General features: G+C 70.9%; 17 protein-coding genes. 7 read left to right on the top strand and 10 right to left on the bottom strand.

Annotation, left to right across the window (positions count from 1 at the left end; translation table 11 throughout):
- Positions 1 to 12: 12 nt before the first annotated feature.
- The 5 genes from GH815_RS13295 to GH815_RS13275 are packed head-to-tail and all read right to left on the bottom strand — an operon-like array spanning position 13 to position 3,421.
- Positions 13 to 594, bottom strand: coding sequence for a DUF3306 domain-containing protein (locus GH815_RS13295; protein WP_153749261.1), 582 nt, complete (start codon positions 592 to 594; stop codon positions 13 to 15).
- Positions 591 to 1,142 carry a DUF3305 domain-containing protein gene (locus tag GH815_RS13290; protein ID WP_153749260.1) on the bottom strand — a complete coding sequence of 184 codons (552 nt, stop codon included), beginning with the start codon at positions 1,140 to 1,142 and terminating at the stop codon, positions 591 to 593. Before GH815_RS13290 ends, GH815_RS13295 begins: the two co-directional genes overlap by 4 nt.
- Before the next feature lie 10 nt (positions 1,143 to 1,152).
- A complete protein-coding gene (locus tag GH815_RS13285) occupies positions 1,153 to 2,145 on the bottom strand; it encodes a DUF6352 family protein (protein ID WP_153749259.1) in 993 nt (330 codons plus the stop codon).
- Positions 2,142 to 2,705, bottom strand: coding sequence for a DUF6505 family protein (locus GH815_RS13280; RefSeq protein ID WP_343030868.1), 564 nt, complete (start codon positions 2,703 to 2,705; stop codon positions 2,142 to 2,144). Before GH815_RS13280 ends, GH815_RS13285 begins: the two co-directional genes overlap by 4 nt.
- On the bottom strand, positions 2,702 to 3,421 hold the full coding sequence (locus GH815_RS13275) for a biotin/lipoate--protein ligase family protein (protein ID WP_170290350.1): 720 nt from the start codon (positions 3,419 to 3,421) through the stop codon (positions 2,702 to 2,704). The genes GH815_RS13280 and GH815_RS13275 overlap by 4 nt, the downstream gene beginning before the upstream one ends.
- 117 nt (positions 3,422 to 3,538) lie before the next feature.
- On the opposite strand from GH815_RS13275, the gene GH815_RS13270 reads away from it, so the two are divergent.
- On the top strand, positions 3,539 to 5,521 hold the full coding sequence (locus GH815_RS13270) for a 4Fe-4S binding protein (protein WP_246176429.1): 1,983 nt from the start codon (positions 3,539 to 3,541) through the stop codon (positions 5,519 to 5,521).
- 2 nt (positions 5,522 to 5,523) lie between these two features.
- On the opposite strand, the gene GH815_RS13265 is transcribed toward GH815_RS13270, so the two are convergent.
- A complete protein-coding gene (locus GH815_RS13265) occupies positions 5,524 to 6,057 on the bottom strand; it encodes a DUF2478 domain-containing protein (RefSeq protein ID WP_153749255.1) in 534 nt (177 codons plus the stop codon).
- 129 nt (positions 6,058 to 6,186) lie between these two features.
- Between GH815_RS13265 and GH815_RS13260 the strand changes: the two genes are divergently transcribed.
- From GH815_RS13260 to GH815_RS13245, 4 genes are all read left to right on the top strand, one after another.
- The gene (locus GH815_RS13260) at positions 6,187 to 7,059 is read left to right on the top strand and encodes a formate dehydrogenase accessory sulfurtransferase FdhD (RefSeq protein WP_153749254.1); all 873 of its coding nucleotides are present in this window, start codon (positions 6,187 to 6,189) and stop codon (positions 7,057 to 7,059) included.
- Positions 7,052 to 7,660 (top strand): molybdenum cofactor guanylyltransferase MobA, encoded by a 609-nt coding sequence (gene mobA / locus GH815_RS13255; protein WP_153749253.1) that lies wholly within the window; start codon positions 7,052 to 7,054, stop codon positions 7,658 to 7,660. The genes GH815_RS13260 and mobA overlap by 8 nt, the downstream gene beginning before the upstream one ends.
- 118 nt (positions 7,661 to 7,778) lie before the next feature.
- Positions 7,779 to 8,276, top strand: a complete 498-nt coding sequence (gene mobB / locus GH815_RS13250; protein ID WP_153749252.1) for a molybdopterin-guanine dinucleotide biosynthesis protein B — start codon at positions 7,779 to 7,781, stop codon at positions 8,274 to 8,276.
- Positions 8,273 to 10,408: a molybdopterin-binding protein gene (locus GH815_RS13245; RefSeq protein ID WP_343030867.1), complete on the top strand. Its 2,136-nt coding sequence runs from the start codon at positions 8,273 to 8,275 to the stop codon at positions 10,406 to 10,408. Before mobB ends, GH815_RS13245 begins: the two co-directional genes overlap by 4 nt.
- Here GH815_RS13245 and GH815_RS13240 read toward each other — a convergent pair.
- The 4 genes from GH815_RS13240 to GH815_RS19045 all read right to left on the bottom strand — a co-directional run bounded on the left by GH815_RS13240 (position 10,387) and on the right by GH815_RS19045 (position 14,387).
- Positions 10,387 to 10,641, bottom strand: coding sequence for a sulfurtransferase TusA family protein (locus GH815_RS13240; protein ID WP_153749305.1), 255 nt, complete (start codon positions 10,639 to 10,641; stop codon positions 10,387 to 10,389). The two genes, GH815_RS13245 and GH815_RS13240, sit on opposite strands and share 22 nt — an antisense overlap.
- Before the next feature lie 34 nt (positions 10,642 to 10,675).
- Positions 10,676 to 12,607 (bottom strand): molybdopterin biosynthesis protein, encoded by a 1,932-nt coding sequence (locus tag GH815_RS13235; protein WP_153749251.1) that lies wholly within the window; start codon positions 12,605 to 12,607, stop codon positions 10,676 to 10,678.
- A 4-nt stretch (positions 12,608 to 12,611) separates the two neighbouring features.
- Complete coding sequence (locus GH815_RS13230; protein ID WP_170290349.1) at positions 12,612 to 13,598, bottom strand: molybdopterin-binding domain-containing protein; 987 nt, start codon at positions 13,596 to 13,598, stop codon at positions 12,612 to 12,614.
- A gap of 480 nt (positions 13,599 to 14,078) precedes the next feature.
- Positions 14,079 to 14,387 carry a hypothetical protein gene (locus tag GH815_RS19045; protein WP_211365083.1) on the bottom strand — a complete coding sequence of 103 codons (309 nt, stop codon included), beginning with the start codon at positions 14,385 to 14,387 and terminating at the stop codon, positions 14,079 to 14,081.
- Between the two features lie 142 nt (positions 14,388 to 14,529).
- Between GH815_RS19045 and GH815_RS13220 the strand changes: the two genes are divergently transcribed.
- Together GH815_RS13220 and GH815_RS13215 are read left to right on the top strand one after the other, a co-directional pair.
- Entirely contained in the window at positions 14,530 to 14,862 is a 333-nt protein-coding gene (locus GH815_RS13220; protein ID WP_153749304.1) for a helix-turn-helix transcriptional regulator, read from the top strand.
- Positions 14,852 to 16,186, top strand: coding sequence for a type II toxin-antitoxin system HipA family toxin (locus tag GH815_RS13215; RefSeq protein WP_170290348.1), 1,335 nt, complete (start codon positions 14,852 to 14,854; stop codon positions 16,184 to 16,186). The genes GH815_RS13220 and GH815_RS13215 overlap by 11 nt, the downstream gene beginning before the upstream one ends.
- Positions 16,187 to 16,398 lie beyond the last annotated feature (212 nt).

Genomic DNA, 16,398 nt, shown 5'->3' with positions numbered 1-16,398 from the left:
CGGCGCCCCGGGTCAGACCGGCCGCGCGCCGCCATGCCGACGCTGCGGCGCGGCATCGGGCGCTTCCGGGCGTTCTGCCGGGGGGGCGGGTTCTGCGGCGGGGGCGGGCGCCATGGCCTGTGCGGTGGGCTCTGGCGGGGGGGCTGGCGCGGTTTCGGGCGCATCGCGATCCTGCGGCAGTGCAGCAACGGGCGCGGCCGGAGGCGTGTCGGCGGGGGCCAGAAGGCGCTGGGCCATCCGCAGCACCGTATCGGGGTCGAGCGGCCCGCCATCGCCCGGAACGCCGCCCGGCACGTTCCAGTCCCAAGCATAATCTACCGCGATGTCGCGATGGTCGCGAATCGCGGCGTTCAGCATCCATTTGCGGCGCAACGCGGCATTGCGCAGTGCGCGCGGCACGCCCTTGCGCAGATACTGGCGCAGGTCGGTCTGGGCGTCGATCTCCTCGACCGGGGTCAGTGCCGCCAGATCCTCGGGGCCAAGCTCGGTTTCCTCGTCGGGGGTGGCCTCGTCCTGCGGCGCGGGCGGGTCGTCGGGCTCGGCCCCACGCTTGCGCCGCGACCAGCGCTCAAGAAAGCCGCCCGGCCCGGTCATCCGCGGCCCCCGTCCTCGCCGGTCCGGCCCTGCCGCGCGATCCAGCCCTGATCGCCGGGCAGGATGCGGGGCGCGGGCGCGGCAGCGGCATTCGGATCCTGCGGGCTGCGCTTGCGTTTCTTGAAGGGCACCTCGACATGATGCGCCTGCACGAAGGCGGCCAGTTCGGCGGCAATCGGCGCGGGCATCGGCACGGCCTCGACCGTCAGGGCCAGATCGCCCGCCAGCCCCTCGCCCTCATAGGGATCGACGGTGACAGCCACCAGCTCGGCCGCGCCGGGTTCGGTGCCGCGCAGCGCCACCCAGACCGATGGATGCGCGCCGTTCAGATTGTCCAGATGGTGGCCCGTATCGCCCGAATGAAACAGCAGGTCGCGCGCGCCCAGATACCAGGTCTCGACCCCGTCGATTGTGGTCAACCGGGTATGGGGCGGGGTTGCGGGCTCGGCCGGAAGGATCGCAATGGGGCGCAGGGCGGGCTTGCCCCAGCGGGTGACCGGGGGGCGAAGCTCGGCAAGAACGCCGATGCGGATCGTGTGTTTCGCCATCGCCCGGATCCTAATGCCCCGGACCGCCGCCCGGCAAGGGCAACCCCGCGATCAGGTTCTGCGGCTTCATCCGCACCACGCTGTCGGCCCCCATACCCAGGATCAGCCAGACCGGCTGCCCCGCCAGTGCGGGCCGCACCGGAACGCCGGGCGCAAGGTCCAGACGGAACAGGCCGATGGGCGGCGTTTCCGGCGTCTCGCCGCGCCAGAGCGCGTTGCCGATCCTTGTGCCGACCTCGTCCAGCCCGATGAACCAGCGGAAATCGACGCCCTCGATCGAGGTCAGCGCCTCGATCCGCAGATCGAACCCCAGCAGGTGACGCAGGAACGCCGTCATCGCCGCGGCCAGCCCCGCCCGCGCTGCCTGATCGCCGCCGAAATTCAGCGCCATGGAATGGGCGTCCGACCGGCTCCAATAGGTCCAGCCATTGCCCGCGCCCAGAATGTCCAGTTGCTCGACCCCGCCCTTCAGCATCGCCGCCAGCGGCGAGGCGCGCATCTCGGCGTCCAGTTCGGCCACCAGTTCCTCGTCGGCCAGGATCAGCGCGCCGTCCCTGACATGGCCCTTCTGCGGGCGGAACAGCATCTCGGCCGCGCGCAGGGTGGCCACGTCCTGACAGCCGTCGAGCGCGTTGCGCAGGACAAGCTGCACAAGCTGGTTCAGGAACACCACCGGCAGCCGCACGCCGCGGCGGACCAGATCCAGATAGCCGCCCTCGACCGTGCCTGCGGCCAGCAGCGCATCGCGCAGGCTGAGCAGGAAACCCCAGTTCTCGCGCGCATCGGGATCGGCCAGCGCCGCCACCGCCTCGGGCGCGACTTCGGCGCGGGGTGTGTCCAGCAGGCGGGCATGCAGCGCGCGCTCGGCGGCGCATGCCTCGGGCGGGGGCAGCAGTTCGGGCCGGGCGAGCCAAGCCAGCAGCAACGCGTCCGTGACCTGCATCCGTCCCGAAGCATCGAGCCGTGTCAGGTGATGCCCGCTGGCGACCCAGAACTCGGTCATCCCTGCCCCCGGACAGCGCCATCGCGCAGGCTGAGCAGATCGACGGGCGGGGCGTCCTCCTCCTCGACGATGTGAAAGGCGCGGTCATGGCCGCGCAGATACCCGGCCGAAAACGCCGTCTCGTCGCGCGGGCGCAGGGTGCGGAACTGTTCGCGGATCGCGCCCCCTTCCCAAGTGCGGTGCAGCGCGACCAGCATCCCCGCGGCGTGATCGCGGCAGAGGTCTGCGGCCAGCGCGATTTCCTCGGTCGCGGCGGGGCGGGCGGTGGCCGGATCGGGCGCCCCGAGCCGGGCGACAAGCTGCGCGGCAAGCTGGTCGATGGCGGCGGCGTGCTCGGCCCCGGTGGCCTCGGCGATCACCACCAGCGTCGAGAAGCCGAAGCTTTCGATCCCCAGAAAGCCCGAGCGAAAGGCGATGGCCTGTTTGCGGGTCAGGCTTGCGGGATCGCGCCCGGCAAAGAGGAAGGTGCCCGGCACCGCCCATTCGCCCGGCTCGGCCGCCGCGCCGAACACCACCGGGTCCGAGGCATCGAGGCGGATCGTGCGCGGCAGGCGGATCACAGTCGCGGCCCCCCCGCGCCGCGCCATGTGCTGGCCGCAAGCCCCTCGGTCAGGCCGATGCGCCGGGTGGCGCCGGCATGGCTGATCTCGACCAGGGCATCGCCCTCGATCCGGCGCTGCCCGCGCAACAGCGGCGGGTCGATGCGCATCAGGTAGCGGTTGGTCACGGCCTCGATCCCCTCATGGGTCCAGCGGTCGAAATAGAGCATCAGATAGGAGGCAAAGCTTTCCACGATGTCCCCGGCCGGGGCGAACTGGTCCTCGGCCAGCGAGATCGAGTCGGGATAGCGGCCCGGTTCGTCGATGCCGTCGCGGTCGGCGATCAGTTCGGCGGCAAACACCATCCAGTCGGGCAACGCGTCCTCGGCGCAGCCGGGGGCAATGGCAAGGCGCCCGCCGCCAAGGCGCGAGCGGTCATAGCGGATCTCGTCGGGCCAGACGAAGCGGACGGGGCGTTCGGGCGGGCAATGGGCGGCCAGCGCATCGGCCAGCGCCGCCATGCCGACCAGAAAGGCCAGCCGCGCCTCGGCCAGCGGCTGTTCGGGCTCCAGCACCACCGCCAGCGCCAGAAGCCCCGGCCGCTCTGCCAGAACCAGCGTTCCCGCGCCCGCGTCCGGGGCCAGTGCACAGGCGGCCTCCAGCACGTCGCCCGCGTCGATCCGATGCAGCGCAAAGGGCGGCGGCAGCCGCAGCGGGCGGATCTCGATCCCAGGCATCGCGTCGGCGCCTCCCCGCGCCCTTTCCTCCGCGGCCGGAGTGTTCCCCCTGTCCGGCGCGTCCCGAAGACTATAGTTAATGAGCAAATGCATCCTTCGCCAGCCCCGAGGCCCGCCATGCGCCGCATCCTGACCTGCACCTGCGAGGGCACCATGCCGCTTGACGCCGCCGCGCTGGACAGCGTCGGCTGCGACAGCCCGGGCACACAGCTTTGCCGGGCGCAGCTTGACCGCTTCCGCGCCGCGCTGAGCCGGACGGAGGCTCTGTGCGTGACCTGCACGCAGGAGGCGCCGCTGTTCCGGCAGGTGGCCGAGGCCGAGGGTTTCGCGGGCGATCTGCGCTTCGTCAATATCCGCGAAACCGCGGGCTGGTCCCAGGATGCGCGGCGCGCGGGCCCCAAGATGGCCGCGCTGATCGCCGCCGGACAGATCGAGGCCGCCCCCTTCGAGACGGTTGCGCTGGACAGCGACGGCGTGGCACTGGTGCTGGGCCGCGACGCGGTGGCGATCGAGGCGGCGGAACGGCTGGCCGAGAGCCTGGACATCACCGTTCTGCTGACCCCCGGCGCCGAGGTCACGCCGCCGCGCCAGACGGTGTTTCCCGTCTTGCAGGGCCGCATCCGCGCCGCGACGGGCCATCTGGGCGGGTTCGAACTGACGGTCGATGCCTATGCCGCGCCTGCGCCGTCGTCGCGCGGGAGCCTGCGGTTCGAGGGCGCGCGCGACGGGGCCGTGTCGCGCTGCGATCTGGTGATCGACCTGACCGGGGGCGTGCCGCTTTTCCCCGCCGATGCGCTGCGGCCGGGCTATTTCCGTGCCGATCCGCGCGACCGCGCTGCGGTGGCCGATCTGGTGGCGCGGGCGGCGCAGATGGTCGGCACCTTCGACAAACCGCGCTTCATCGACTTCCGCGCCGATCTCTGCGCCCATTCCCGCAACCGCAAGACCGGCTGCACCCGCTGCCTGTCGCTGTGTCCGACCGGGGCGATCACGCCCGCGGGCGACAGCGTGACGATCGACCCCGCGATCTGTGCGGGCTGCGGGCAATGCGCCGCTGCCTGCCCGACAGGTGCCGCGTCCTATGCGCTGCCGCAGGTGGGCACGCTGGCCGGGCGGCTGCGCGCCGCACTGCGCGCGTGGTTCGCCGCAGGCGCCAGCGCCGCGCCGGTGATCCTGCTGCATGACGAGGATCATGGCGCCGCGCTGATCGACGCCTCGGCCCGGTTCGGGCGGGGGCTGCCTGCGCATGTGATCCCGATGGCGGTGAACGAGATCACCCAGACCGGCCCGGAAACGCTGGCGGCTGCGCTGGCCTGGGGCGCGGGCGCGGTGCGGGTTCTGGGCCGGGCCCGACCGCGGCACGACCACTCGGGGCTGGCGGCGGTGCTGGATCTGATGGGGACGATCTGTGCCGCGACCGGCCATGCGGCGGATGCCGTGGCGCTGATCGAGACCGACGACCCCGACGCGCTGGACGCCGCGCTCTGGCACGACCCTGCGCCCGCCCGCGCCACGCGCTCGGGTTTCCTGCCGCCCACCGACAAGCGCGGGCTGCTGACAACCGCGATGGCCGAGATGATCCGCACCGCACCCGCCCCGGCGCAGCGGATCGACCTGCAAGCGGGCGCCCCCTTTGGCGCTGTGCTGCTGGATGCGGAGGCCTGCACGCTGTGCATGGCCTGTACCGGGGTCTGCCCCACGGGTGCGCTGATCGACAATCCCGAGGCGCCGATGCTGCGCTTTGCCGAGGACGCCTGCGTGCAATGCGGGCTCTGTGCCGCGACCTGCCCCGAGACCGCCATCGCACTGGTGCCGCAGATCGACCTGGCCGCGTGGGACCGGCCAAGGCGCGTGCTGAAGGAGGAAGCGCCTTTCGCCTGCACCGGCTGCGGCAAGCCCTTTGGCACCGCATCAAGCATCCGCCGGGTGCAGGACAGGCTGGGCGGGCACTGGATGTTCGCAGGCCCCGAGGGGGCGCGGCGGCTGGAACTTCTGACCCTGTGCGAGACCTGCCGCGTCGAGGCGGTGGTCAATGACGGGTTCGACCCGCATGACGACCGTGTGCGCCGCACCCATCCCGAAGGCGGCTATGGCGACTGATCTCAGGCGGTGACGCGCGGCGCGCTTCGCGGTGCAAGCCGGGCCAGGCACCATTGCGCCAGCGCCTCGGGCTCGGGCGCGAGGGGCTCGGCCAGACCCTCGGCAAAAGCCAGGAACCCGGGCAGGTTCTTGGCGTTGACCGCGGTCAGCACCGGCACATCCGCCAGCAGCGCCTGCGCGATCACCGGGCGAAAGCCGCGGCCCTCGATTTCCTGGATGCCGAACTTGTTGACGATCAGCAATTCGGGCGGCACCTCGGCGGCCAGCGCCGCGGCAACCTCGCCCACGGCGCGTTCAAGCCCCTGCGCATCCAGCCGGCAGCCGGTGGCCAGCGGGCCGCGATACTGGCTGATCCGCCAGACCTTGTCGCCGCCCAGCACGCACAGATCCATGTCGCAGCGTTCGGCCCCCGGCCGCGCGACATTGACCTGAACCGCCCCGGCCAGCCGCACGCCCGCAGCCCGCAGCCGGTTCGCCAGTTCCGCCAGCAGCAGGTCGCCCTCGCCGCGCCCGGGCGTGGTGATATATCCCAGCATGGCCCAGATCCTCCCCTGCGAAAGGCTAGCGCGGCGCGGGGCGGTTGGCCAGCGCCATGGCGGGGCCGGGCTGCGGCCTTGCCTCGGTGCAGGGGCGGTGCCAGATTGACCCGTGAACGGAGGCGCCCGATGACCCAGACCCTGCCGATCCTGCCCGACCCCGAGGCGCCGCGCCTGACCCGGCGGCTGGCGGGCAGCGACCAGACCGGCGCGGCGGTCGAGATCAGCGTGGTCGAGGAACGCCCGCTGACGATCTTCCTGAACGCGCAGGAGATCGTCACCGCCATGACCATCGGCGACTATCCCGAATATCTGGCGCTGGGGTTCCTGAAGAACCAGGGCATGTTGCGCCCCGACGATGTGGTGACGGCTGTCGATCACGATGACGAGGCCGAGGCGGTGGTGGTGCGCACCGTCGCGCGCACGAGCTACGAGGACAAGCTGCGCCGCAAGACCCGCACCTCGGGCTGCGCGGTGGGCACGGTCTTTGGCGACATGATGGAGGGGATCGAGGGGCTCAGCTTGCCGCAGGCCGAACTGCGCACAAGCTGGCTTTACGCGCTGGCGCATCGGATCAACACCACGCCGTCGCTTTACCTGGCGGCGGGCGCGATCCACGGCACGGTGCTGTGCCAGGCGGACCAGCCGCTGGTCTACATGGAGGATGTCGGGCGGCATAATGCGGTCGACAAGATCGCGGGCTGGATGCTGCATCATGGCGTGCAGGGCGAGGACAAGATCCTTTACACCACCGGGCGGCTGACCTCGGAGATGGTGATCAAATGCGCGCTGATGGGGATCCCGGTGCTGGCCTCGCGCTCGGGCTTTACCGCCTGGGGGGTCGAGATCGCGCGCCGGGTCGGGCTGACGCTGATCGGGCGGATGCGCGGCGCACGGTTCGTCTGTCTGGCGGGCGAGGAACGGCTGATCCGCGATGCCGACCCCGCCGCCGTGCCGACCGAGGCGCGGGCGCACCGGCGCAAGGGGGGCGGCGATGAGTAAGGTGCCGGGCGTGATCCTTGCGGGCGGGCGGGCGACGCGGATGGGGGGCGGCGACAAATGCCTGCGCCGCGTCGCCGGGCGGCGGCTGATCGAGCATGTGATCGACCGGCTCGGCCCGCAGGTGGCGGGGCTTGCGCTGAATGCCAATGGCGATCCAGCGCGCTTTGCCGAATTCGGCCTGCCGGTGCTGGCCGACGGGGTGGCGGACCATCCCGGCCCGCTGGCGGGTGTGCTGGCGGGGCTGGACTGGGCGGCGGCGCAGGGGGCCAAGGCGATCGTGACGGCGGCGGCCGACACGCCATTCCTGCCGCGCGATCTGGCGGGGCGGCTGATGGCGGCGGCGGGGCCGTCGGGTCTGGCGCTGGCGGCAAGCCCAGATGAAGGGGGGCGGGTGCAGCGGCATCCGACCTTCGGGCTATGGCCAGTTGGCTTGCGCGACGATCTGCGGGCGGCGCTGGAAGGGGGCGTGCGCAAGATCGTGCTCTGGACCGATGCCCATGGTGCCGGGACGGCTTTGTTCGACAGCCAGCCCTTCGATCCCTTCTTCAACATCAACACGCCCGAGGATGTGGAGGCGGCCGAGGCGCTGGGCGCGGCATGAGCCATCGGGGCGCGGACAGGTGCGGCATGGAGGGCGGCTCGGGGGCATCGAGCCCCCTCGCCGCCCTGCGCCCCGACAATGGTGCATCTGCGTCGACGTCGTGCAGGGGCGCAGAGTGATGCGTGTCTATGGCGTCACCGGCTGGAAGAACACCGGCAAGACCCATCTGATGGAGCGGCTGGTGGCCGAGATCGCGGGACGGGGGCTGGCGGTCTCGACCGTCAAGCATGCCCATCACGACGCGGAAATCGACCATCCCGGCACCGACAGTTTCCGCCATCGTGCGGCAGGCGCGCGCGAGGTCGTGCTGGCCTCGCCCCGCCGCTGGGCCCTGATGGCCGAATTGCGCGGGGCCGAGGAACCGCCGCTTGAGGCGTTGCTGGCGCGGCTCTCGCCGGTCGATCTGGTGCTGGTCGAGGGCTACAAGCGCGCGCCCCATCCCAAGATCGAGGCCTGGCGCGCGGCGGCCGGACGGCCGCTGCTGGCGGGGCAGAACCCCACGATACGGGCGATCGCGGCGGATGCGCCGCCGCCCGATGCCGGGGCTCTGCCGGTTCTGGGTCTGGATGATACCGCCGCCATCGCCGATTTCATCCTGCGCGAGGTGGGGCTGTGAGGCCCGACCGTATCGCGGTGGTGGACTGGTCGGCGGCGGCACGGCCGCGGCTGGGGCGGGATTCGATCTGGCTGGGGCTGGCGGGGGCCGGGGGAGTGACGGTCGAGAACCTGCCGACGCGGGCAGCGGCCGAGGAGCGGCTGCACGCGCTGGTCGCGGAGGCTCTGGCGGCGGGCGAGCGGCTGTTGATCGGCGCCGATTTCGCCTTTGGCTATCCGGCGGGGTTTGCAGCCGGATTGACCGGGCGGGCCGGCGCGCTGGCGGTCTGGGAATGGCTTGCGGCGCGGATAGCGGATGGGCCGGACAATGCCAATAACCGCTTTGCCGTGGCGGCCGAGGCAAACCGCGCCTTTCCGGGGGTTGGGCCGTTCTGGTTCCGGCCCGCGGGGATGGACCTGCCCGATCTGCCGCTGCGGGGCAACGCGCGGCACGGCCATGGCCTGCCCGAGCGGCGTCTGGCCGACCAGCGCGCCCGGGGTGCTCAGCCGGTCTGGAAGCTGGGCACCCCGGGGGCGGTTGGCAGTCAGGTTCTGACCGGGCTTCCGGTGCTGTGGCGGCTGCGCGCGGCCCATCCCGGCCGCATCGCGGCCTGGCCGCTGGAACCCTGGCAGGACGCGCCGGTGGTTCTGGCCGAGGTGTTCCCCTCGCTTCTGGCCCCTGCCGTGGCCGCGGCCGAGCGGCAGGATCCCGGGCTGCCCCGTGACGCGCATCAGGTGCGGCTGCTGGCAGGGGCGCTGTGGCAGCTGGCGGGCGCGGGCGGGCTGGAGGCCCTGCTGCGGCCCGACCTGCCCGAAGCGGTGCTGGCCGAGGAGGGCTGGATCCTCGGCCTTGGCCATGAGGCGGCGCTGAGAGAAGCAGCAGCGGCCCCGGAGCTGACCCCGCCGCGGTTGCGCAACGATTGTTTCGCGATGCCGCAGGGCGTGGACTGGGTGCCGGTGGACGAGGCGCTGGCGCGGCTGCGCGCGGCCCTGCGCCCGGTGACCGGAACCGAGACGCTGGCCGTGGCCGAGGCGGCGGGGCGCATCCTGGCCGCGCCCTGCATCGCGCGGCGCGCGAACCCGCCTGCGCCCAATTCGGCGGTCGATGGCTATGGCTTTGCGCATGCGGCAACCGGCGCGGGCGTTCAGCGCCTGCCGCTGGTCCCGGGCCGGGCGGCGGCGGGCCAGCCGTTTCGCGGTGCTGTGCCGCCGGGCGCGGCCCTGCGCATCCTGACCGGCGCGATCCTGCCCGAGGGCGTCGATACAGTGGTGCTGGAGGAGGACACCGCGAGCGACGGGCAGATGGTCGCCTTTGACGGGCCGGTGAAGCCGGGCGCCAATACCCGCCTTGCGGGCGAGGATGTGGCAGAGGGCGCCGCGGTGCTGCCCGCCGGGCACCGGCTGCGCCCGCCGGATCTGGCGCTGCTGACCGCGCTGGGGATCGGGCAGGTAACGGTGCATCGCCCGCTGCGGGTGGCGGTGCTGTCGACCGGGGACGAATTGCTGGCCGAGGCGCAGGCCGAGGTGGCGCCGCATCGCATCTTTGACGCGAACCGGCCGATGCTGCTGTCGACGGTCGCGGGCTGGGGGTATCGGCCGGTCGATCTGGGCCTTGCCCCCGATGACGAGGCCGAGATCGCCGCGCGGCTGGATCGGGGCGCCGCCATGGCGGATGTGATCCTGACCTCGGGCGGGGCCTCGGCGGGGGATGAGGATCATGTCTCGCGGCTGTTGCGACTGCGGGGCGAGCTGTCGAGCTGGCGCATCGCGCTCAAGCCGGGGCGGCCGCTGGCGCTGGCGATGTGGCGGGGGGTGCCGGTGTTCGGGCTGCCGGGCAATCCGGTCGCGGCGCTGGTCTGCACGCTGATCTTTGCGCGCCCGGCCCTGTCGCTGCTGGCGGGCGGGAGCTGGCTGGAGCCGCAGGGCTTCACCGTGCCGGCGGCGTTTTCCAAGCGCAAGAAGGCCGGGCGGCGGGAATATCTGCGCGCACGGCTGAGTGCCGAAGGTGCAGCCGAGGTCTTTGCCTCGGAAGGGTCGGGCCGGATCAGCGGGCTGGCCTGGGCGACGGGGCTGGTCGAACTGCCCGATGGCGCGGCCGTGATCGAGCCCGGAACGCCGGTGCGCTATCTGCCCTATTCCGGCTTCGGGATCTGAGCCCCCTGTCCACGGCGGATCAGCCAGATATGCGCCCCGCCTTGGGCGGTTTCGGCCAGCAGATCATGCCCGGCCTCGGCGCAGAAATGCGGCACGTCGATCACGGCGGCCGGATCGGTGGTCACCAGACGCAGCACGCTGCCCGGCGCCATGGCCGAAAGCCGCTTGCGCGCGCGCAGCACCGGCAGCGGGCAGATCAGCCCGGATGCGTCCACTTCCTCGGTCCAGTCCATCGGCCTTGTCCTGTCGATTGCCATGCCGCGCCCGTCATGCCCGAACAAAGCCCAGCGCGGCAAGCTCCGGGGCGCTGTCGGCCAGTGCGGCCTCGAACGCGGCGAGTGCCGCGGGGTCGCGCGGATCCTGCCAGACCGCGAAATCGTAATGCTCGTCGGCCACGGGCAGAAAGCCCAGCCCCATCGCCGCGGCCACGGGGCGGATCGCCATGCCCCAATCGGCGCGGCCCTGGGCGATGCTGGCCGCAACGGCATTGTGCGAAGCGGGCTGGTTCCAGTAGCCGGGCGGGCGCGCGCCGCCCAACAGACCGTCGAGCAGAACCCGCGTGCCCGAACCCTGGTTGCGGTTGACCATGATCGCCTCGGGATCGGCCAGCAGCGCGGCCAGCGCGGCGTCCAGCCCCCGCCCCTCGCAACGCGGATCGCCGGGGCGGAACAGCAGCCCCTGCATGCGTCGCCAGCCGGGGATCAGGCGCATCCCCTCGGCCAGGAAGGGGGCGTTGTAGGCGCCGGTTTCGGGGTCGAGCAGGTGGATCGGCGCAATGTCGCATTCGCGACGGCGCAGCGCCGCCAGCCCGCCTTGCGAGCCGGTGGCAAGGATCCGCGCCCGGATGCCACGCCCGGCCAGTCGCCCCAGCACGGCATCGAGCCCGACGCAATGGCTGCCGATGATCGCAAGCCCCGGCGCATCGGCACGCGGGCCGAACAGCGTGACCTCGGCGCGGGTGCCGGGGGGCAGGCTGTCGACCAGCGCGGGCACGGTCACGAAGCCATCGGCCTGCGCAAAGGCCGTGACCGCGCCGGAACCCTTGGCAACCGGATGGGCCACCAGCCCGTCCGGCCCTTCGGTCAGCGCGACCATGGCGAATTCGGTGCGGCCAAGCTCGGAGCTCAGCCTCAGGGGCAGGATGGCCTCGACCCGGGCGGCCCCGCGCGGCGGCAGGCCCGCCATGGCGCGCAGCGCGGGTGCGACCAGATCGTGAAAGGTGAACATGGCCGAGGTCGGGAAACCGGGCAGCACCACCACCGGCTTGCCGTCGCAGACCGCAAGGCAGAGCGGCTTGCCCGGTTTCAGCGCGACGCCATGGGCGACGATGCCGGGCGCGCCCAGACCTTCGATCACCCGCACGGTCAGATCGCCCGCCCCTTTCGAGGTGCCGCCCGACAGGATCAGCGCGTCATGGCCGGCAAAGGCCGCGCGCACCGCCGTTTCCAGCGCCTGCGGATCGTCGGGCACCGCGCCCAGATGCACGGCCTCGCAGCCGTTCTCGCGCAGGGCGGCGGAGATGACGGGGCCGTTGGAATCATAGACCGCAGCCGGGCGCAGGGGCTGGCCCGGCTGCACCAGTTCGTCGCCCGTGGACAGCACCGCCACACGCGGCCGCCGCCAGACCGGCGCGCGGTCGATCCCCACGGCGGCCAGCATGGCAATCTCGGGCGCGCCGATCAGGGTGCCCTTGCGCAGCAGCGTCTGGCCGCGGGCAATGTCCGAGCCCGCAAAGGAGATATGGCTGCCGGGCGCAACCGCGCGGGCAACCGCAATGCCATCCCCGTCAGGCTCGGTATGCTCGATCATCACCACCGCATCGGCGCCGCGCGGGATCGGGCCGCCGGTGGCGATGGGCGTGGCGCTGCCGGGGGTCACGGGAAGCATCGGCGCGGTGCCGCAGGCGATGGTCTCCGGGCTCAGGCGCAGATGCACGGGCCGGGCGGCGGAAGCCTCGAACAGATCGGCGGCGCGGATCGCAAAGCCATCGACCGTGGCGCGGTCGAAGGGCGGCGCATCGACCGGGGCGGCGATGTCCCGGGCCAGCACCCGGCCGGGCAGACCGTCGAGCCCGATTTCCTGAACCCCCAGCGGCGCGGGGCGCAGCGCGTCCAGAAAGGCCGCCTCGGCCGCGTCGCGCGACAGGACGTTCAGGAACTGGTCCTGTGCGTGCGAAGGGGCGCGGGGGGCGTCGGTCATGCGGCTATCCGAAGGGGCTGTCGATCGGGGTGGCGGCAAGCGGCGCACCGGCGGGCAGCCCCTCGCTTTCGGGGGGCAGGATCGCGATGGCCTGCGCCCGGGCCAGGGCGCCTGCGGTGATCGTGCCGGGCGGGGTCGGATCCCAAGCCTGCCCGTCGGACCGCAGCAGCACCAGTTCCGACAGGCCGAGGGCCGAGCTGACCTTGCGCACCAGCGGCCGTGTCTCGACCTGCGGGACGGCACCGGTCAGCGCGGCCATGGCAGGAAGGCCCAGCGCATAAAGCGCGGCCAGCATCCCGTCGAAGCGGGGCGGCAGCGTCAGCACCAGCGCCGCGCCCATACGCTCCAGCCAGCCGGTATCGCCGGGGGACAGCGCCAGCCGGGGGGTGTGATGGGTAGCGGGGCGCAGGATCAGATGCGGCGCGTCCTCGGTGATGCGCGCGCCCAGACCCCGCAGCCAGTTGGCCGCGAAACCGACCTGCGCCGGATCATCCAGCGCAACCCGCACCCGCGGCAGACGCACCGCAACTTGCGCGATCCCGGCAAGTCCGACCAGAAACAGGTGGCGCGACGTCATACACTGACCGGCGTGGGCCAATGCCTCGCCCGCCCGGCCGTCATGGCCCGCAAACCGCACGCCCTCGCCCGGGGCAATGGACCGGATCGCCGCGTAAAGACCTGCGACCGCCTCGGCGCCGTCCTCGGGCAGCACGGCATCGGTTCCGGGCGGCAGCGCCTCGCCGGGCAGCACCCGACGCGGCGCGGCCAGCGGCACCGGCAATTGCGCGCTTGCCCCCACCAGATCGAACGCGGCCACCGCCAGCCCGGCGCGCAGCGCCTGCGCCATCGGGGGCAGGTCATGGGGCAGCGTGACATCCGCGGCCAGCACAAGCCCCAGCGCCGCATCCGGCGGCAGCGGCTCGGGCGGCACGGGCGGCATCTCGGCCAGCGCCTGCGCAAGACAGGCGTCAAGGGGCGTCAGGCTGGTCATCCGGGGAAAGCTAGCCCCGAAACGGCGCCAGAACCAGAGCCCAGCCCGCCCCTGATGCAGCCTGGCGCACGCGGCTCGGGTTCCCGGGCTGAGGCGCAAGGTCCGATGAAATCGACCTGCCTGCCTGTCCTGGCCACCGTCCCCGACGATGAGCATTCTGTCCGCAGTCCTGGTGCGGTCCGGAGCATCCGACGAAAAAGGCGTGATAAGGGTCACGCCGCCAAACTTCCGATGTCACGAGGAAAGATGATGCCCGGAGACGGAATGTCAAAACCGCGGGAAAACAAAGAGATAAGGGAAGGAGAGGCAGCGCGAAGGCCCATGAGTTTACAGGGTTTTTCGGTAATAGTGTCCCACCGTTCTGGAGGCGGCGGCCTCCCCCATAACCCTGAAAAAGAACCGCCGCCCAGGGGGGGTGAACCTGGGCGGCGAGTGGCCTTCTCTCGAACCAGAGATGTGAAGCTCCCACCGAAAGGAACCTCACCCATGCGAAGCCCCCAGAAAAAGGAACATCACACCATGCGCAATGTAGCTTTGCCCCTGTCGAACGGAGACGTGGGCATCGTGACGATCCTGCACGAGCGGATGCACCATATGGATCGGTTCCGGGATACGGGCCGATCCTGAAGGCGGCCCCCACGCACCGGCGCGGGACAGGGCGGCCGTGATCATCGTCTCGACAGGGGCGAGGTTCTTCTGAGACCTGAGGGAACCCGCCCTTGCCGTGCAGATGTCCATATCGGACGTCAAGTCGATGTAAATCGCGCAGGACGTATAGCGAATTGCCATTTTGATGAACGTGAAGACTTCTTGCGTTCAGTTAAACGAACGCCAAATTGACATTGGACCCGCTTCATGCGAGTCATGTCCAGTAAAGTGGACGCATGCTGCTTTTGGGTCCATCAAACTGTACATGAAGGCTGCCACCACCATGAAGCGCAAGAGAAGCTATGCGCGCCAGACGCGTGAGGCGCTGTCGGTTCTGGGCAAGCTGATCCGGATCGGGCGGATGGAACGCGGGATGACGGCGCAAGAGCTTGCCGACCGCGTCGGGATCAGCCGCACGACGCTTTACAACATCGAGAAGGGCGCGCCGGGGGCCGAGATCGGCACCGTGTTCGAGGCTGCGGCGCTGGCCGGCGTGCGCCTGTTCGACCAGGACGATACGGCGCTGCGCACGGAAAACGCCCGGCTCGCGGAAAAGCTTACCCTTCTGCCCAAGAGTGTCCGCCCCTCCCGCACGGAGGTCGATGATGACTTCTGACCGCAAGACACCGGACAGCGCCTTCGTCTGGGTCTGGTTGCCGGGCGCGACCGAGCCGGTCGTGGCCGGTCGCATCATGCTGGAGGGCGGCCGCTACGCCTTCAATTACGGCGCCAGCTATCTGGAGCGCGCGAACGCCGTGCCGCTCTATCACCCCGAACTGCCCCTCAGGCGCGGCCGGATCGATCCGCCGTCGAACATGGAGATGGCAAGCTGCCTGCGCGACGGATCGCCCGATGCCTGGGGACGCCGCGTGATCCTCAATCGGCTGGTCGGGCCGGGGGTTGCGGGGCAAGGCGCAGGTGAGTTGAACGAACTCACCTACCTGCTCGAATCCGGTTCGGACAGGATCGGCGCGTTGGATTTCCAGCACTCAGCCAGTGAGTACGTCCCGCGCCTGTCGACCCAGGCCAGCTATCAGGAGCTGCTTGAGGCCGCCGACCGAGTCGAAAAGGGCCTGCCCCTGACGCCGACACTCGACCAGGCGATCCATCATGGCACATCGATCGGTGGCGCGCGCCCCAAGGCCCTGATCGACAGCGACGACCGCAAGCTGATCGCCAAGTTTTCATCCAGCAAGGACGTCTACAGCGTCGTGAAGGCCGAATTCATGGCCATGCGGCTGGCGGCGCTCTGCGGGCTGAACGTGGCGCCGGTCTCGATCTTCGAGACGGCGGGCAAGGAGGTTCTGCTGATCGAGCGCTTCGACCGGGTCAAGACGGATGGCGGGTGGCAGCGCCACGCCATGGTTTCGGCGCTGACAATTCTCGGCCTCGGCGAGATGGAGGCACGCTATGCGTCCTACGAGGACCTGGCCGAATTGGTCCGCCACCGCTTCACCGATCCGAAGGAAACGCTCCGCGAGCTTTACGGTCGGGTCTGTTTCAACGTGCTCTGCGGCAACACCGACGATCACGCGCGCAACCACGCCGCCTTCTGGGATGGCAAGATGCTGACGCTGACGCCCGCCTATGACATCTGCCCCCAGGGCCGCGCCGGCAACGAGGCGACCCAGGCGATGCTGATCAAGGGCGAGGCGCGGATGAGCACGCTCGCCGCGTGCCTGTCGGCCGCCGTCGATTTCCACCTGAGCGAAGACGAGGCCGCCGTTGTCCTCGCAGGGCAGATCGAGATCATTGCAGCAAACTGGGGGCATGTCTGCGATGCGGCGGCGGCAAGCCCGGTCGATGCCAAGCTCTTTGCCGGGCGGCAGTTCCTGAACGCCTACTGCGCGCAAGGGCTTGATGGGCGGCACAATGCGCTGAAGGAGCGTTTCGAGGATGCAAGGGCGCACATCATCGGTCTGAGCGCAGCACACGGATAGGCGCAACAGAGCAGGGCCATGTTCTTCGGATAATAAAACACAATTATAACTCACAGAACATATTGACTCCATATGATCCCGTGATCGTCTTCTTCGGGAAAGGATTGCCCCGATGGATCAGATCGCCCGCACCACTGTGCGTTCCGGGCTCATCCGGTCAGCGATTCCGATAACATCCGGTCAGTAATTCCGATCTGATCCGGTCACGGATT

The organism is Rhodovulum strictum (genome assembly GCF_009649175.1).
GTDB lineage: Bacteria > Pseudomonadota > Alphaproteobacteria > Rhodobacterales > Rhodobacteraceae > Rhodovulum > Rhodovulum strictum.
The sequence above is the reverse complement of the archived record's forward strand: the minus strand, read 5'-3'. Positions and strand labels throughout refer to the sequence as shown.

Excerpts from the sequence above, each read along its gene's own strand:
- GH815_RS13270 (WP_246176429.1), top strand. The coding sequence starts at position 3,539 with ATGCGCCGCATCCTGACCTGCACCTGCGAGGGCACCATGCCGCTTGAC.
- GH815_RS13285 (WP_153749259.1), bottom strand. The coding sequence starts at position 2,145 with ATGACCGAGTTCTGGGTCGCCAGCGGGCATCACCTGACACGGCTCGAT.
- GH815_RS13220 (WP_153749304.1), top strand. The coding sequence starts at position 14,530 with ATGAAGCGCAAGAGAAGCTATGCGCGCCAGACGCGTGAGGCGCTGTCG.
- mobA (WP_153749253.1), top strand. The coding sequence starts at position 7,052 with ATGAGTAAGGTGCCGGGCGTGATCCTTGCGGGCGGGCGGGCGACGCGG.
- GH815_RS13260 (WP_153749254.1), top strand. The coding sequence starts at position 6,187 with ATGACCCAGACCCTGCCGATCCTGCCCGACCCCGAGGCGCCGCGCCTG.
- GH815_RS13215 (WP_170290348.1), top strand. The coding sequence starts at position 14,852 with ATGACTTCTGACCGCAAGACACCGGACAGCGCCTTCGTCTGGGTCTGG.
- GH815_RS13235 (WP_153749251.1), bottom strand. The coding sequence starts at position 12,607 with ATGACCGACGCCCCCCGCGCCCCTTCGCACGCACAGGACCAGTTCCTG.
- GH815_RS19045 (WP_211365083.1), bottom strand. The coding sequence starts at position 14,387 with ATGGCAATTCGCTATACGTCCTGCGCGATTTACATCGACTTGACGTCC.
- mobB (WP_153749252.1), top strand. The coding sequence starts at position 7,779 with ATGCGTGTCTATGGCGTCACCGGCTGGAAGAACACCGGCAAGACCCAT.
- GH815_RS13230 (WP_170290349.1), bottom strand. The coding sequence starts at position 13,598 with ATGACCAGCCTGACGCCCCTTGACGCCTGTCTTGCGCAGGCGCTGGCC.
- GH815_RS13265 (WP_153749255.1), bottom strand. The coding sequence starts at position 6,057 with ATGCTGGGATATATCACCACGCCCGGGCGCGGCGAGGGCGACCTGCTG.
- GH815_RS13290 (WP_153749260.1), bottom strand. The coding sequence starts at position 1,142 with ATGGCGAAACACACGATCCGCATCGGCGTTCTTGCCGAGCTTCGCCCC.
- GH815_RS13275 (WP_170290350.1), bottom strand. The coding sequence starts at position 3,421 with ATGCCTGGGATCGAGATCCGCCCGCTGCGGCTGCCGCCGCCCTTTGCG.
- GH815_RS13295 (WP_153749261.1), bottom strand. The coding sequence starts at position 594 with ATGACCGGGCCGGGCGGCTTTCTTGAGCGCTGGTCGCGGCGCAAGCGT.
- GH815_RS13240 (WP_153749305.1), bottom strand. The coding sequence starts at position 10,641 with ATGGACTGGACCGAGGAAGTGGACGCATCCGGGCTGATCTGCCCGCTG.